Origin of the sequence: Curtobacterium sp. LFS084, from assembly GCF_047977705.1 — a bacterium.
GTDB lineage: Bacteria > Actinomycetota > Actinomycetes > Actinomycetales > Microbacteriaceae > Curtobacterium.
This window is the reverse complement of record NZ_JBFPFM010000010.1, coordinates 1-12,653: the sequence shown is the minus strand read 5'-3', so window position 1 is coordinate 12,653 and position 12,653 is coordinate 1. Positions and strand designations below refer to the sequence as shown.

Below are 12,653 nucleotides of genomic sequence, written 5' to 3'. Positions count from 1 at the left end.
CCGCATGCGACCACGACCGCTTCCGCCCGCGCTCCGCGACCGCGCGTTCGACGTGCACGCCGCGGACCGCGCAGGAGTCTCCCGACAGCGACTCCGTCGGAGCGACCTCGTCCGGCCCACCCGGTCGATCCGGTGGCCCCGCGATCGCCCACCCGACGCCGTCCAGCGGATCCGAGCCCTCCGGCCGGTCCTGCTGCCCGGACAGTTCATCAGCCACGTCTCCGCCGCCGTGCTCTGGGGGCTGCCCGTCCCGGTCGACGACGGCGCGCCGGTGCACGTCACGAGTCCGATCCCGACCGCCCAACCGCGTCGCACGGGTGTGGTCGGACACCGGATCACGCCCGACCGAGCGGACGTCGTCGAGCGGTGGGGCATGCCCGCGAGCACTCCCGCAGCGCTGTGGGTCGACTGCGGCGCGATGCTGACGATCGACGAGCTCATCGTGCTCGGCGACGCGATCGTGACCGAGCCACGGTGTCGCACGACGATCGACGACCTCCGGACCGCACTCGTCCGGGCCGGAGCCCGAGCAGGAGTCCGGAAGCTGCGGACGGCGATCGAGCTGGTCCGGGTCGGTGCCGGTTCGCCCCAGGAGACGCGGGCACGGCTCGCGATCGTCCGCGCGGGCCTTCCCGAACCGGAACTGCAGGTCGAGGTCCGAGACGAGGCAGGGTCCTTCATCGGCCGGGTCGACATGGCCTACCCGCGGCACCGCGTCCTGATCGAGTACGAGGGCGACCACCACCGCACGGATGCCGCGCAGTGGGCCAGCGACCTCCGGCGCTACCGTGAGGCCGAGCGCCTCGGCTGGGTCGTCATCCGGTGGTCGCGCTCGGACCTCACCCGGTACCTCGGCGAGGCCATCGGACACCTGCGGTCGGTGCTCACGCGCCGGGGGTAGCGTCCGGGCAATGGCGACGCTGCTCATCACCGGGGCCGCCGGACGCATCGGCGCTGCGCTCCGGCCGCGACTCCTCGCGGCCGGTCACGACCTCGTGCTGTTCGACGAGCGCACCCCGGACGACCCACCGACCGGTGGTGAGCGCTTCGTGCCCGGGTCGACGCCGATGCCCTCGACGACGCATTGATCGGCGTCGACACCGTCGTCCACCTGGCGGGCATCCCGACCGAGGCCGCGTGGGACGACCTCGTCGCGGCGAACCTCACCGGAACGAAGAACGTGCTCGAGCGAGCGGCCGCGGCCGGGGTCCTCCGGGTGGTCCAGGCGAGCTCGATCCACGCCGTCGGCCGAGTGCCCGAGCCGCTCGACGAACCGGGGAGCGTGCCCGGAGACCGATTTCCCCGGCCGGACACCTACTACGGCGTGACGAAGGCCGGGATGGAACTCCTCGGCAGTCTCTTCGCCGATCGGTTCGGGATGTCGATCGTCTCGGCGCGCATCGGGGCGTTCGGCGAGCAGCCGTCGTCCGGTCGTGCGCTCCTGATGTGGAGCTCGCCGGACGACCTGGTGCGGTTGGTGCTGGCGACGGTCGCGCTCCGGGACCCCGGGCACCACGTCGTGTGGGCGCTGTCCCGGAACACCGGCTCCCCGGCCGACCTCACCGCGGGGGAGCGGATCGGCTTCGTCCCGGTCGACGACGCCTCGGGCGTGCTCGACCCCGACGCCCGTGCTGCCCTGCCCGCCGAGGACCTCCGCTACCTCGGTGGCGACATGGTCGGGCTGCCGCTCGGGCGGAGCACTTCGTGAGCAGCAATGGTCGGGTTCCCTGAGGTCACCCGACCATTTCTGCTCATGAAGCGGCGCGGCGGCGCCCGGCGCCCCGCTACCCGATCAGGCTCGGGCGCAGGTCGCGCAGCGTCCGCGAGCGTGTCTGCCGTGCGGTGACGACGAACGACACCAGGAGCGCCCCGAGCAGCCAGCACGCGAGCACGCCCGCGTCCGACCACGCCGCACCGAGGTCCCCGCCGTACATCGTCTGCCGGATCGCGTCGACCGAGTACGTCATCGGCAGTGCGAAGTGCAGCGCCGCCAACGGCCCCGGCAGCGTCTGCCACGGGAACGTCCCGCCGGCGGTCACGAGCTGCACGAGCATGAGCACCAGGCCGAGGAACTGCCCCACGGAGCCGAGCAGCACGTTGAGCGCCATGATGATCGCCGCGAACGTGGCCGATGCCAGCACCATGACCCCGATCGTCGCCCCGGCGTGCACGACGTTCAGGTCGAGGGCGAACCGGACGATGCAGAACAGCGCCACCATCTGCACGAGGCCGAGCAGCGCCGGCGTCAGCCACCCGCCGAACACCACCGCGAGGGGCTTCCGCACCGCGGTGATCGCCCGCTTCGAGATCGGCTTGAGGATGAGGAACAGCGCGTACATGCCGATCCAGGCTGCGAGGGAGATGAAGAACGGCGCGAGACCGGCCCCGTAGTTGTCCGCCGCCGCGACGTTGTCGTCCCCGACCTTGACCGGGTCCGAGATCACCGACGCCTGGTCCTCGCGCTGTGAGGCGTTCGAGGCCGGGATCTTCGTGCGGCCCTCGTCGAGCTTCGAGGCGAGCTCGGACGAGCCGTCCCGCAGTGAAACGAGCCCGGAGGCCAGCGACTTCGCGCCGTCGTCGGCCGAGGAAGCACCGGACGCGAGCGACGCCGCGCCGGACGACAGCGTGGGCGCCGCCGACGCGAGCTGGGAGGTGCCCGACGCCACCTGCGACGAGCCCGACGCCAACCGTGACGCACCGTCCGCCGCCGAGGAGACCCCGTTCGCCAGGGTCGGTGCCGCCTCGGCGAGCGCGGCGGTGCCGGCCGCGACCTGGGCGGACCCGTCGCGCAGCTGATCGACGCCCTCGAGCGCGGCCTTGGCCTTCGCCAGGTCGGCCTTCGTCTGCTCGTCTCCGAGCTGCGTCTCGACAGTGGAGGTGATGACCGCCTGCACCTCCGGCGTCAGTTCCACCCCACGGTCTGCGGCGGCCTTCGTGATCGCCGCCGTCACGGTGTCGGGGGAGAGGCCGTTCAGCGCGTCGAGCGCCGGATCGGTCTGGTCGGCCAGCGCCTTGTTGCCGGCCGCGACCTGCTGCGCACCCGCGTTCAGCTGCGCGGTCTGCGCGGGCAGCGACGCGGTCTGCTGCTTCGCCGTCTGCAGGCCCGACGACAGCGTCGCCGCTCCGGAGGCGACCTGCTGGGCGCCCTGGTCGAGCGCAGCGGTCTGCGACGGCAACGCGGCGGTGCCGTCCGCGAGCGTCGCCGCGCCCGAGGCGAGCTTGCCGGTGCCGTCCGCGAGCGTGGCCGCGCCCGACGCGGCGGACTTCGCGCCCGAGGCGAGCTGCCCCGCGCCGTCGACGGCGTCGCCCAGGCTGTCGCGCACGTCGGCGAGGCCCACGAGCAGGGTCTTCGCCGCCTGCTTGCCGACCCGCTCGGCGACGGCTGTGCGCATCGTCTTGCCCGCCTGCTCCGCGATGGTCGAGGCGAGGTACGAGTTCGTGTCCGCCGTCGTCATCACGAGCTCGGCACGCTTCGGGTCGTCGGACTGTGCGGAGACGAGCGACTCCGAGAAGTCGTGCGGGATCGTCACGACGAAGTCGTACGTGCCGTTCCGGACGCCGGAGCGCGCGTCGGCCGCGGTCGTCTCCGTCCACTTGAAGTCGGCGCCGTCGATGGCCTCCTTCGTGACGTCCTTGCCGTAGTCGACCCGGTCGCCGTCGAGCGTCGCGCCGGCGTCCTGGTCGACGATGGCGGCCGGCACCTGGTCGAGCTTCGCGTACGGGTCGCGGTTCGCCCAGAGGTAGGCGCCGCCGTACAGCAGCGGCACGATCATGAGCGCGATGAACGCGAGTCGTGCGAGCGGGGTCGCGGTGAGTCGCGCCAGTTCGGCGCGGACGAGCGAGGTGGTGGTCACGCGGTCGCCTCCGTGGGCAGGTGGTCGGTCTCGGACTGGAGGCGCGGGTCGTCTCCGTCGGGTCGGGCCACGTCCTCGGGGTCCTCGGTCTGGGTGGTGTCGAGCGGCTCGATCGTGTCGAGCAGGTGTTCGACGTTCGCGGCTGCGGCCTTGGAGGTCACGAGCAGGACGGTCACACCGCGGCGGGCGACGTCGCGCACGACCGCGAACCACCCCTCCACGGCGCCGCCGTGCCGCTCGGGCGAGGTGACCACGAGCCCGGTCACGCCGTCCCGCAGCAGGGCGAGTTCGGCGAGCAGTCGGACCCGCACGTCGGTGGGGACGCGCTGCACCGGGGTGTCGGCGTGCTCCCGCAGCCCGAGTTCGTCGAGCACCGTGTCGACGTGTTCGCGGGAGGGTCGCTGCCCGGCGAAGGCGAGCTCCTCGCGTACGACGCGTTTGACGGTCAGGACGGGGAAGGGCTCGGCGACGCCGGGGGTGTCGACGAGGGCGAAGGTGCGGCGTACCGCGGCGTCGTCGTCGTGCCCGTCGAGCAGGACCCGACCGGTCTCCGGACGCATGCGACCGCCGGCGACGAGCGAGGCGAGCACCGGTGCCTGTTCGGTCTCGACGGCGACGACGCCCGGACGGCCGGGTGCGGCGACGGCGGAGACGACGGGCAGTGCGGCACCGGGCTCCTCGCCGATGCCGACGTGGTCGAGTTCGAGGGTCATGCGCGGTCCTTCTCTGGGGAGGCCTTCGTGGTGGTCGCGGGTGCGGCGGGCTCGGACAGGGACGCCGTACGCCAGTCGATGCCCGCCATCCCGAGCGCGGAGAGGACGACCATGCGGCGTCCGTCCTCGTCGGAGGTGCCGGAGCGGGTGGCCTCGTCGAGCACGGCGATGCACGCGCCCTCGACGAGCCGGCCGAGGGTGGCCGGGTCGACGTCGTCGCGCATGGTGCCGTCGGCGATCCCGAGGGCACAGGCCTCGCGGACCTGGGCGCGCAGCGGTGCGAAGACCTCGGCCACGGACTCGCTGAACGGGCTGCGGATTGCGACCCGGGCCATCGACCGGACGTGGGACACCTCGGACCAGAGCGTCACCGCGATGGCGGCGAGCCGGGCGGCCGGGGGGAGTGCCTCGAGGTCGGCGGCGGTGGGCATCGCGCCGGCGACCCGCGCGGCCCCGGCCGTGACGACCTCGCGCACGAGGTCGTCCCGCGACGGGAAGTGTCCGTAGACCGCACGTCGCGAGAGTCCGGCGGCCGACGCGATGGTCTCGAGCGGGACGTCCGGATCGGCCTGCAGCGCGGTCTTGGCCGCCTCGATCAGGGCGGCCCGGTTCTCGGTCGCGTCCCGGCGGGGGGCGCGGACGGACTGGTCGGGAGTGGTCACGAGCACCATCGTAATAACGTGCACACGTGTGTGCAAGTTATTCGATCCGACACCCCCGTTCGGGGGCAGTCCCCCAAAGTGCGGACTGCGCACCCTGAGAGCGAACGCATAACTTCACAGCAATTCCATGAAGAACACGGACGGAGCCAGGAGTGCGCCTTTTGAACCGTGCAACACCGAACGACAACCCGAACCCGAACCCGAACCCGCATCGCATCGCACGCGTGCTGACCGCCGGCATCGCCGCCGCGGCCCTCGCGTGCGGTGGGCTCGCCGTCGGAGGGGCGGCGTCCGCGGCCCCGTCCGGCCTCTCGCCCGCCGACCTGAAGATCGCGGCACCGCTGCGTGACGCGAAGCCCCAGAAGACGATCGCCGCGTTCGTGCGGACGACCGGCCAGGGTGCCCTCGAGGTCGACGCGAAGGCGAAGGGCGGCGACCTCACACGGTCGAAGACGCAGTCCTCCGCCGCCAAGCAGCGCGTCAAGGCGATCGGCTCGACCGTCGCCGCCGTCCGCGCCGCCGTCAAGCAGTCCGACGCGAAGGCCACCGAGCTCTACTCGACCGAGTACACCGTGCCCGGCATCGCCGTCGTCGCCGACGTCGAGGCGCTCCGCAAGGTCGCCGAGCGCTCCGACGTCGCGAGCATCATCCCGCTCACGCCGAAGAAGGTCGTCGAGCCGACGGTGAACAAGGACGCCTCGGCGGCCCCGTCCGGCGTCGACCCGAGTCTCGTGAAGCCGGGAGCCGACGGCGTCAGCCCGAAGAACGCGGCGAGCGACGTCTACACGCGGGCGCTCAACGCCTGGCAGCAGACGGGGCACACCGGCAAGGGCGTGAACGTCGCCGTGCTCGACACCGGCCTCGACTACACCCAGGCGGACTTCGGCGGCCCCGGCACCACCGCCGCGTACCAGGCGGCGCTCGACTCGACGAGCGCACCTGCGGCGGGCTCCTACGACCCCGAGAAGTTCCTCGGCGGCTACGACTTCGCCGGTCCGACCTACAACGCGGACCCGAGCGACCCGGACACCTACCAGCCGGTCCCCGCACCGGACGACAACCCGATCGACGGCAAGGGCGGCGACCACGGCACGCACGTGTCCGGCACGATCGCCGGCTACGGGCTCGACGCCGACAAGAAGACCTTCGACGGCGACTACACCAAGCTCACGACGCAGCAGGTGCAGGACATGTGGATCGGTCCGGGCACCGCGCCCGAGGCCGGCCTCTACGCCCTCAAGGTGTTCGGCGACGGCGGCGGCTCGACCGACCTCACCGGTGCCGCGCTCGACTGGGTCGGCCAGGCGCTGACCGAGGGCAAGGACATCAACGTCCTCAACCTGTCGCTCGGCTCCGACTACGGTGCACCGGACGACCCCGACAACGCCAAGATCGACGCCCTCACCGCCCGCGGTGTGCTGCCGGTGATCGCCTCGGGCAACGCCGACGACTTCACCGACATCGGTGGCTCGCCCGGCAACGCCGAGGGCGCCCTGACGGTCGCCGCCAGCGCCACCGGCCAGTCGCTCTACGACGGCGTCCAGGTGACCGCCCCGTCCGCGGTCGCGAAGACGTACCGTGCGCAGTACTCCCAGAACTTCCAGGGCACGCTGCCGGTCGAGGGCGACGTCGTCGTCCCGACCACGAACGTCGACGGCTGCACTCCCTTCACGGGCGCGGACGCCGCGGCCGTCTCCGGCAAGGTCGTCTGGCTGAAGTGGACCGACGCCGCGCTCGAGTGCGGGTCCGGGACACGCTTCAACAACGTCCAGGCAGCCGGCGGTGTCGGCGTGCTCCTCGCGGGCACGATCAACACCTTCAGCTCGGGCATCGCGGGCAACGCGACCATCCCGGGTGCCGAGCTGACCAAGGACAGCGTGACGAGCCTCGCGGCCTCGGCCAAGGCGGGGACCCTGCACGTCAAGTTCGCCGACGAGCTCAAGGGCTTCGAGCTCGCCACCGACCCCGAGGCCGTGAACACGCTCGCGTCGTTCACCAGCCGCGGTGTCCACGGTTCGTTCGGTGACATCGTCAAGCCGGACATCGCCGGCCCCGGGGTCAACGTGATCTCGGCGGCCAACGGCACCGGTGACGACCGCATGTCGATGAGCGGCACGTCGATGGCGACGCCGGACGTGGCGGGCATCGCCGCGCTGACGTTCGAGTCGCACCCGACCTGGTCGGCGCCGGACGTCAAGGCCGCGCTCATGAACACGGCCACGCACGACGTCAAGGACGGCTCCCGCACGGCGACCCTGCTGCGCCAGGGCACCGGTCGCGTCGACGCCCTGCAGGCCGTGACCGCGGACACCACCGTGAAGAGCGTCGAGAACGGCCAGCTCGTCACCGCCTCGTTCGGTGTCGTCGAGGTCGCCGGAAAGACCAGCCAGACCCGGTCGCTCCTCATCCAGAACACCGACTCGTCGGCCCACACCTACGACGTGGCCTACCAGCCGCAGGTGGCCCAGCCGGGCGTCGCGTTCTCGCTCAGCACGAAGCGCGTCACCGTCGGCCCCGGTCGCGGTGCCGTCGTGGACCTGACGTTCACCGTCACCGACCCCACGCAGCTCCGTCGCGTCATCGACCCCACCCAGGAGTCGGTGCAGCAGGGCTACCAGCGTGAGTTCGTCACGGCCGCCACCGGTCTCGTGACCTTCACCCCGACCGACAAGACGCTCGACCCGCTCCGTCTCGGCACGTACGTCGCGCCGAAGCCGGTCAGTGCCGTGCGTGGCTCGGGCGTGACGTTCACCGGCCCGCAGAAGACCGCGAACCTCGCACTGAGCGGCCGCACGGTCGACCAGGGCGGCCTGACCTCGGGCTACCACGCCGCGGTCGCGCCGTTCGTGCTCGGTGGGACGGACGCCGTGGAGTCGTTCCCGGCCGGTTCGGCGTCGCAGTCGCTCAAGGCCGCTGACGTCCGTGCCTACGGCGTGAGCTACGACAAGGCGTCGGACACCCTCGCCTTCGGTGTGCAGACCGCCGGTCCCGACGCCAACCCCGGCGCCGTGACCAACGTCGAGGTGTTCATCGACACGAACGGCGACGGCAAGGACGACTACCTCGTGTACGACGCGAAGTCGTCCGTGGTCGACGCGACGCTCGTCACGACGATCGACCTCGCCAAGGCCGCCCAGGCTGCCGACGACCCGGACATCGACCCGGTCGTCGACGCCTTCCCGCTGAACGGCGGCGCTCCCGGCCAGGACGTCAACACGTTCGACAGTGCCGTCAAGGTGCTGCCGGTGACGGCCTCGGCGATCGGTGCCGCGGGCAAGACCATCTCGTACCGGGTGGAGACCGAGTCGGCGTACGCGCCGGGTGCGGCCACCAGCGGGTCCTCGGTGGTCGACGTGACCTCGACGGCGAAGTTCAACCTCGCCAAGCCGACGCTCACGTTCGCGCAGGGTGGCCAGGGCGGCACGCTGTTCGCCGACAAGGGCGCGCTCCAGGTCACCCGCGGCTCCGGGGTCGCGAGTGCTCGGATCCTGCTGCTGCACCTCGGCAACGCGGTCGGCAGCCAGGCCCAGAGCGCCGCGGCGACCTGGGTCGCACCGACCCTCACGCTCGTCAAGGGCAGCGGGGTGTCGGTGAGCGGCACGCCGAAGGTCGGGTCGAAGCTCAAGGCGAACCACGGCAAGTGGAACGGCTCGGGCGTGACGTACTCGTACCAGTGGCTCCGTGACGGCAAGGCCGTGAAGGGCGCGACGAGCTCGTCGTACAAGCTCGGCACGTCCGACGCCGGTCACCGGTTCTCGGTCAAGGTCGTCGCGAAGGCGAAGGGCTACCAGGACGGCACGGCGACGTCGAAGCAGACCGCCAAGGTCGCACGCCGCTAGCGCACACCACCACTGCGGGCCCCGTCACATCGTTCGTGACGGGGCCCGCAGTGCGTCAAGAGGACATGTAGTTAGACAAACTACCTATCGAGTGCGAGGCTTGCCGCATGCAGACGCAGACCACCCTGAAGCAGCTCCGGGCCAACCCGATGGAGTGGCGTCGCCGTGGGCTCACCCCGCCGGACGTCATCCAGTCCATGATCGAGCAACGCCTCGCCGAGCCGGGTCACGCGGCCCCGGTGGGCGACCCGTCCTACCAGGACTTCTTCCGCAGCTGATCGCCGGATCGCGACCCGATCGCGGGACTGGAGGCGCGGTGCCGGCTGGCACCGCGCCTCCAGTCCGTCCGGGGGACCGTCCGCCGGGCCGGCACCTGACCGGCAGGTAGCGTGCCGGTGGCCGTCCGATAGACTCGGGTGGACCACCGGCCCGACTGGTCGTGTGAGGTCCTCCGCCAACGTGAGGAGAACCAGATGCCCGCTGCAGTGATCATCGGAGCCCAGTGGGGCGACGAGGGCAAGGGGAAGGCCACCGACCTCCTCGGGTCCCGCATCGACTACGTCGTCAAGTTCAACGGCGGCAACAACGCCGGGCACACGGTCGTCGTCGGGGGCGAGAAGTACGCCCTGCACCTGCTGCCCTCCGGCATCCTCACGCCCGGCGTCACCCCGATCATCGGCAACGGCGTGGTCGTCGACCTCGAGGTCCTGTTCCAGGAGCTCGACGCGCTGAAGGCCCGCGGCGTCGACACCTCGAAGCTCCTCGTGTCGGCGAACGCCCACGTCATCACGCACTACCACCGCACGATCGACAAGGTGACCGAGCGGTTCCTCGGCAAGCGGCAGATCGGCACCACCGGGCGCGGCATCGGCCCGACCTACGCCGACAAGATCAACCGCGTCGGCATCCGCATCCAGGACATCTTCGACGAGAACATCCTGCGGCAGAAGGTCGAAGCGGCCCTCGACCAGAAGAACCACCTGCTCGTCAAGGTCTTCAACCGTCGCGCCATCGACGCCGACGAGGTCGTCGAGTCGCTGCTGTCCTTCGCCGACCGCCTGCGCCCGATGGTCGCCGACACCGGGCTCGAGATCCACCGCGCACTCGAGCGCGGCGAGACCGTCCTGTTCGAGGCCGGTCAGGCCACCATGCTCGACGTCGACCACGGCACCTACCCGTTCGTGACGTCCTCGTCGGCGACGGCGGGTGGCGCGGCGACCGGCTCCGGCATCGGCCCGGGCAAGCTCGAGCGGATCATCGGCATCGTCAAGGCGTACACGACCCGCGTCGGCGCCGGCCCGTTCCCGACCGAGCTGTTCGACGAGTCCGGGGAGTTCCTGCGGGCGAACGGCTTCGAGTTCGGCACGACCACCGGTCGTCCGCGTCGCTGTGGCTGGTACGACGCCCCGATCGCCCGGTACACGGCGCGCGTCAACGGCGTGACGGACTTCGTGCTGACCAAGCTCGACGTCCTCACCGGGCTGTCGACGATCCCGGTCTGCGTCGCCTACGAGGTCGACGGCGTCCGCGTGGACGAGGTCCCCGTGAACCAGTCGGACTTCCACCACGCCAAGCCCGTCTACGAGGAGTTCCCCGGCTGGACCGAGGACATCACGGGTGCCCGCACGTTCGAGGACCTCCCGAAGAACGCGCAGGACTACGTGCTCGCCGTCGAGGCGATGTCGGGCGCGCGGATCTCCGCGATCGGCGTCGGCCCCGGGCGTGACGCGATCGTCGTGCGGCACGACCTGCTCGGCGCCTCCTGAGCATGCGGGTCCTGTTCGTCTGCAGCGGCAACATCTGTCGTTCGCCGCTCGGCGCACAGGTCCTCACGGCGCGACTCGGCCCGGACGCACCCGCGTTCGAGGTCGAGTCTGCCGGCACCATCGCCCAGGACGGCGCACCGATGGACCCCGCCGCCGCTGCGCAGTCCGAGCGGCTCGGTGGTGTGCCCGGTGACCACCGGGCCCGGTACCTCACCGAGGCGATCGCGGGCTCGGCCGACCTCGTGCTGACCGCGGAGCGTGCCCACCGGTCCGCCGTGGTGTCCCTCGCACCCCGGGCGGCGAAGCGTGCCTTCACCATCACGCAGTTCGCCCGGGTGCTCGACGGCCTCGCTCCGGCCGACCTCGCCGGGGTGTCCTCGCCCGCGGCGCTCGTCGAACTCGTCGCCCGACTCCGGGGGACCGTGGCGCCGCCCGCGGACCCGGCCGACGACGACGTCGACGATCCGTACCGACGCTCGACGGCGACGCACGAGCGCGTGGCCGACGAGATCGCCGGGGCGCTGTCGGTGATCGCGGACGCGCTGCGCGCCGTGCGCTGAGGCGCGGGCTCCCGTTGCGGCCCGGGTGCGTGGTCGACTTCACGCGCTGGGCGACACTTCACGCGGTCGCGCGCCCGTGAGCTGTCGCTGGGCGCGAAACGTCAGCACCGCCCCCGGCCCCGGCGCCCGCGGCCCCGCCGGCGGAATGGCCGGAGAACGAGTACCCCGATCGGTCCCCTGTACCCCGGATGTGCGACGCATGCCCCCGGAAACCCGGGCTTCTCCGAAGGGGTGCATTGGCGGAACCCGTGAATCGACGGGCATCGCTGGCGGGTGGAGGGGTCGTTCTCGTAGCGTTCTCGTGTCAGGAGATGTACCCCGGATCGCGAAGGAGAGCGACATGAGCACCACCGTCAGCACCGACACCCGAGCCGAGGTCACGCTCGACACCGAGACGGTCGACACGATCGCGATCCTCGAGGCCCAGGCAGAGACGCACGCCCGCCCGGCCCGCGCCAAGCTCACCTGGACGCAGGAGGACGACGGAGAGTGGGTCGCCAACTACGGCGGGTACTTCGGCGGCTCGGTGGACAAGCGCGACGACCGTTACGTCGCCTCGGACACCTTCGGACTCGTCGTGGGCGACTTCGCATCGCTCGAGCAGGCCCAGGCGAAGCTCGCGGACCAGCTGCACGTGATGCTGCCGTCCGTGATCCGCCCGGTCGACTAGCGCGACGCTCGGGACCGCGGGCACGACCAGCACCGGTCTCCGGACCACCCGCACCACCAGTTCCAGACAGCACCACCAGCACCTGCACCACGGCACGCCGCACCACAGCAGCACGCACCACGAAGGAGCACGACCATGAGCACGCCCGTCGACCACCACCAGCACCTCGAGGTGACCGTCGACACCGCCACGATGGTCGCGATCACAGGCATGGACGACCACGCCGAGATCGTGGTCGACACCGCGGTCGACCAGCCCGTCCACCCGCGGATCCTCTGGACTCGCCCGGACACCGGCCTCTGGGCGGCCAACTACGGCGGCTACTACGGCGGAACGGTCGACCGGCAGGGTGCCCACTACTTCGTGTCCGACACCTTCGGACAGTACGTCGGCGACTTCCGGTCGCTCGAGGAAGCGCAGCAGCGGCTCGCCGAGCGGCTCCACGTCCTCCTGCCGGACGTGCGGCACGACAGCATCTGACGACCCTGACAGGAGGCGGGGGGGGCGGGGGGCCCCCCCCCCCCCCGGGGCCCCCCCGATTCCGCCAGGTACGCCTGAGACCGCCCGGCGGGCTGCCGGACGACGAACG

12 protein-coding genes are annotated in these 12,653 nt (G+C 71.6%); 9 read left to right on the top strand and 3 right to left on the bottom strand.

Annotated features, from left to right (window positions below; genetic code table 11):
* Positions 1-4: 4 nt before the first annotated feature.
* The 3 genes from ACNQOV_RS07920 to ACNQOV_RS07910 are packed head-to-tail and all read left to right on the top strand — an operon-like array spanning position 5 to position 1,708.
* Positions 5-901 (top strand): hypothetical protein, encoded by an 897-nt coding sequence (locus ACNQOV_RS07920; protein WP_416394058.1) that lies wholly within the window; start codon positions 5-7, stop codon positions 899-901.
* Between the two features lie 10 nt (positions 902-911).
* On the top strand, positions 912-1,088 hold the full coding sequence (locus ACNQOV_RS07915) for an NAD-dependent epimerase/dehydratase family protein (protein WP_416394057.1): 177 nt from the start codon (positions 912-914) through the stop codon (positions 1,086-1,088).
* A complete protein-coding gene (locus ACNQOV_RS07910) occupies positions 1,085-1,708 on the top strand; it encodes an NAD-dependent epimerase/dehydratase family protein (protein WP_416394056.1) in 624 nt (207 codons plus the stop codon). The genes ACNQOV_RS07915 and ACNQOV_RS07910 overlap by 4 nt, the downstream gene beginning before the upstream one ends.
* Positions 1,709-1,784: 76 nt before the next feature.
* Here ACNQOV_RS07910 and ACNQOV_RS07905 read toward each other — a convergent pair whose 3' ends face one another.
* Genes ACNQOV_RS07905 through ACNQOV_RS07895 form a run of 3 tightly spaced genes read right to left on the bottom strand, consistent with a single transcriptional unit; the run spans position 1,785 to position 5,229 of the window.
* Positions 1,785-3,854 (bottom strand): YhgE/Pip family protein, encoded by a 2,070-nt coding sequence (locus ACNQOV_RS07905; protein WP_416394055.1) that lies wholly within the window; start codon positions 3,852-3,854, stop codon positions 1,785-1,787.
* A complete protein-coding gene (locus ACNQOV_RS07900) occupies positions 3,851-4,567 on the bottom strand; it encodes a hypothetical protein (RefSeq protein WP_416394054.1) in 717 nt (238 codons plus the stop codon). The genes ACNQOV_RS07905 and ACNQOV_RS07900 overlap by 4 nt, the downstream gene beginning before the upstream one ends.
* On the bottom strand, positions 4,564-5,229 hold the full coding sequence (locus ACNQOV_RS07895; protein ID WP_049973454.1) for a TetR/AcrR family transcriptional regulator: 666 nt from the start codon (positions 5,227-5,229) through the stop codon (positions 4,564-4,566). The genes ACNQOV_RS07900 and ACNQOV_RS07895 overlap by 4 nt, the downstream gene beginning before the upstream one ends.
* Positions 5,230-5,390: 161 nt before the next feature.
* On the opposite strand from ACNQOV_RS07895, the gene ACNQOV_RS07890 reads away from it, so the two are divergent.
* The 6 genes from ACNQOV_RS07890 (at position 5,391) to ACNQOV_RS07865 (ending at position 12,544) form a co-directional block, all read left to right on the top strand.
* Positions 5,391-9,068: a S8 family serine peptidase gene (locus ACNQOV_RS07890; RefSeq protein ID WP_416394053.1), complete on the top strand. Its 3,678-nt coding sequence runs from the start codon at positions 5,391-5,393 to the stop codon at positions 9,066-9,068.
* A gap of 107 nt (positions 9,069-9,175) precedes the next feature.
* Entirely contained in the window at positions 9,176-9,346 is a 171-nt protein-coding gene (locus tag ACNQOV_RS07885) for a hypothetical protein (protein WP_022906203.1), read from the top strand.
* Between the two features lie 195 nt (positions 9,347-9,541).
* Positions 9,542-10,834 (top strand): adenylosuccinate synthase, encoded by a 1,293-nt coding sequence (locus ACNQOV_RS07880; RefSeq protein ID WP_402265168.1) that lies wholly within the window; start codon positions 9,542-9,544, stop codon positions 10,832-10,834.
* Between the two features lie 2 nt (positions 10,835-10,836).
* Entirely contained in the window at positions 10,837-11,394 is a 558-nt protein-coding gene (locus ACNQOV_RS07875) for a low molecular weight phosphatase family protein (protein ID WP_416394052.1), read from the top strand.
* Between the two features lie 340 nt (positions 11,395-11,734).
* The gene (locus ACNQOV_RS07870; RefSeq protein WP_022905219.1) at positions 11,735-12,064 is read left to right on the top strand and encodes a hypothetical protein; all 330 of its coding nucleotides are present in this window, start codon (positions 11,735-11,737) and stop codon (positions 12,062-12,064) included.
* 135 nt (positions 12,065-12,199) lie between these two features.
* Positions 12,200-12,544, top strand: a complete 345-nt coding sequence (locus ACNQOV_RS07865) for a hypothetical protein (protein WP_022905218.1) — start codon at positions 12,200-12,202, stop codon at positions 12,542-12,544.
* The last annotated feature ends 109 nt before the right edge of the window (positions 12,545-12,653 follow it).

Coding starts and splice junctions, on each gene's coding strand:
- ACNQOV_RS07900 (WP_416394054.1), bottom strand. CDS start 4,567: ATGACCCTCGAACTCGACCACGTCGGCATCGGCGAGGAGCCCGGTGCC.
- ACNQOV_RS07885 (WP_022906203.1), top strand. CDS start 9,176: ATGCAGACGCAGACCACCCTGAAGCAGCTCCGGGCCAACCCGATGGAG.
- ACNQOV_RS07915 (WP_416394057.1), top strand. CDS start 912: ATGGCGACGCTGCTCATCACCGGGGCCGCCGGACGCATCGGCGCTGCG.
- ACNQOV_RS07920 (WP_416394058.1), top strand. CDS start 5: ATGCGACCACGACCGCTTCCGCCCGCGCTCCGCGACCGCGCGTTCGAC.
- ACNQOV_RS07865 (WP_022905218.1), top strand. CDS start 12,200: ATGAGCACGCCCGTCGACCACCACCAGCACCTCGAGGTGACCGTCGAC.
- ACNQOV_RS07880 (WP_402265168.1), top strand. CDS start 9,542: ATGCCCGCTGCAGTGATCATCGGAGCCCAGTGGGGCGACGAGGGCAAG.
- ACNQOV_RS07870 (WP_022905219.1), top strand. CDS start 11,735: ATGAGCACCACCGTCAGCACCGACACCCGAGCCGAGGTCACGCTCGAC.
- ACNQOV_RS07875 (WP_416394052.1), top strand. CDS start 10,837: ATGCGGGTCCTGTTCGTCTGCAGCGGCAACATCTGTCGTTCGCCGCTC.